Source organism: uncultured Dialister sp., from assembly GCA_900314595.1.
Classification (GTDB): Bacteria; Bacillota; Negativicutes; order Veillonellales; family Dialisteraceae; genus Dialister.
Genome location: OMVW01000079.1, coordinates 1 through 2,746, shown reverse-complemented (window position 1 = coordinate 2,746; position 2,746 = coordinate 1). Strand labels below are relative to the sequence as shown.

Below are 2,746 nucleotides of genomic sequence, written 5' to 3'. Positions count from 1 at the left end.
TCTATATCATGGGAGGTTTTTTGTTTAGTCTTTGGAAAATCACCGCTAAAGCTAATACTGAACCCCCGGACTATCCGGGGGTTTTCTTTACACAATAAAGGGCATAGCTGTGACTTGTGCTATGCCCTTATTTTTATGCGACTTCCCGCCGGATCCGGACTGTAAAAAAGTCCTGTGATACCAATACGGTGAGGTTCGTATGTGGTATGGGTAAGTTCACCAGAAACCGCATTCCGATGGAATGCGGTTTTTACTTTGCCTGTTTTTCCGCCCTGAGTGCCAGCTCCGGGAAAATTTCCTCCCGCAGTGGATTTGCAATTAGCGGACAGATACACCTCTTTCGCCATATGGGTTTTGCGGGGAAATGGAGAGAGGCCTGTTAATCCCGATGAAAAGCCCGATTTTGCACAGTTTCCTTCCGGATTACAATTAACCATTAACCTCAATGTTCAGCTTTTCATAAAGCAGTTTCCCTTTGGGGAAGAGTCGGTGAGATTATAAAACCATTAACCTCAATGAAAAGTTTCCTGACGGATAGAATCTTTTTTCGAAATGGAATTTCCTGTCAATGAACCATAAAAGCCAATATAGTCTTTCTTTTGGAATGATTCTGCAAAAATATTTCAAAAAATAAAAATTTCCTCTTGCAGTTTGACGTAAATAAGAGTATAATAATTATCTGACTTATAGGAACAGGACCACTATGCCCAAAAGGCTCCTACGGGGGCAGGAAACAATAAAATGGAAGTGTCCTGGCAGTATGGAAGTACAGTAAGGTATTGTATTAGGCATCGTTGATGCCGGAATGTCTGAGGAGGTGTCCCTATTTGGCAGCTAAGGCAGCACAGCTGGCAGAGTGGCTAAAAGAACTGCAGGAAAGGGTCAATGAAGACGGCAATATTTCTTACAATGAAATTAACCGTTTCACCAAAGAAAAATCATTGACACAGAAACAGTTGGATGGGATTTTCAGTCTTCTTCATGAACACAATATCGACCTTGTTTATGATGATGAAGACGATGATACGGAAGAAGAGCCGGATGATGCAGACTTCAACGCAGAGATTCCCGACGAGGATGATCTGGTCGATGAAGAACTGCTCATGGAAGAAGGCGATAATCTCGAAGAAGATAAGAACTGGAGTGGTGAAGAAGGCCAGAATGCGGAAGATGCCGATTACAGTTCCGCTGCCGGCGGAGTCAGCGATCCGGTCCGTCTCTATCTTCGTGAATGCGGGGCAAATCCTCTTTTAAGTGCCGAAGAGGAAATGAGACTTGCCAAAATCATCGAGAAGGGTAAGAAGAGCGATGCTACCGAAGAAGACAAAGCAGCAGCCCGGGATGCCAAGAAGGAAATGGCCAATGCCAACCTTCGTCTGGTCGTTTCCATTGCAAAGAAATACCCCGGACGCGGCATGCCATTCCTGGATCTCATTCAGGAAGGAAATATCGGTCTTCTGAAAGCAGTAGACAAATTCGATTACACCAAGGGGTATAAATTCTCCACCTACGCTACCTGGTGGATCCGCCAGGCCATTACCCGCTCCATTGCGGACCAGGCCAGGACCATCCGCGTACCGGTTCACATGGTGGAAACCATCAACAAGATGAACCGCGTAGGCCGCCGCTTCCTGCAGGAACATGGCAGGGAAGCGACCAATGAGGAACTGTCAAGGGAAATGGGCATCAGCGTGGAAAAAATCCGCGAAGCCAAGAAAGCAGCCCAGGACCCGATTTCCCTGGAAACACCGATTGGTGAAAAAGAAGACTCCCATCTGGGAGATTTCATCGAAGACCAGAAGACCGCATCCCCGGAAGATGAAGCAGCGGCAACCATGAGACGGGAACAGGTCTACAAAATGCTGGATACCCTGACTGAAAGGGAAAAGGGCGTCCTGGCGCTCCGCTTCGGTATGGACGATGGTACACCCAGGACCCTCGAAGAAGTAGGCAAACACTTCGGAGTCACCCGTGAACGCATCCGCCAGATCGAAGGAAAAGCACTGAAAAAACTTAAAAAACAGGCCATGCCCATGGCAGGACTGTAAGAAGAAAGGCGCTCTCTATATGAGGGCGCCTTTTTACATTCTCCTGATTACCGGGATTTCCATGCCCGCCTGTGCAGAACCTTATAAATACTTGCGGCCGAAGGCCGCCACCTTCACTTACCACTTATCACTTCACACTTATCACTGTTACTATTTCACTAATCACTAAAAACTCACAACTACCCCCCCACATAAATTTAACGAAAATCTAATAAAATAAAATTCTATTTTTGTACTATATAGTCAGAGCAGCGGGAAAGAGCTCTGGTGAAATTCCTCAGAACCCGAATGTACAGTATCGATCGAAACGGGCGGAGGGATGAATCCAATTAATTTTCTCAAAGCTCCATTGCGCGCAAGAAAAAATCAAAAACGAAAACCCCGGTCGAAAGACAGGAAATTCCAGAAACAAACAGTTCCCATACGACGTGACACTGGTCGGCCACCTCTGGTATACGGCAGCTCCGTCCCTGCATGTCCAGGCCACAGTCCCTCCGCCGATGGATTGTAACTGTTACTATTGGATTTCCCCGGTCTTTGGGCCGGGGTTTTTTATTGGAGTCATTTGTCAGATAATACGGGTTGAGACAGCTTCGGTTTTCGGGATTAGCCTCAAAACGACATGCCCCGATAGATTCTTTTTCGAGATTTCGGGGCGGTCGGGATGATCGGGGTGATCGGGAAGGTGGCGCTGCTGA

The 2,746-nt window shown here is 46.9% G+C and carries 1 protein-coding gene; it reads left to right on the top strand.

Translation table 11 applies throughout. The features are described from left to right. Positions 1–827 precede the first annotated feature (827 nt). On the top strand, positions 828–2,048 hold the full coding sequence (gene rpoD / locus QZN42_RS10105) for an RNA polymerase sigma factor RpoD (protein WP_296957334.1): 1,221 nt from the start codon (positions 828–830) through the stop codon (positions 2,046–2,048). Positions 2,049–2,746 lie beyond the last annotated feature (698 nt).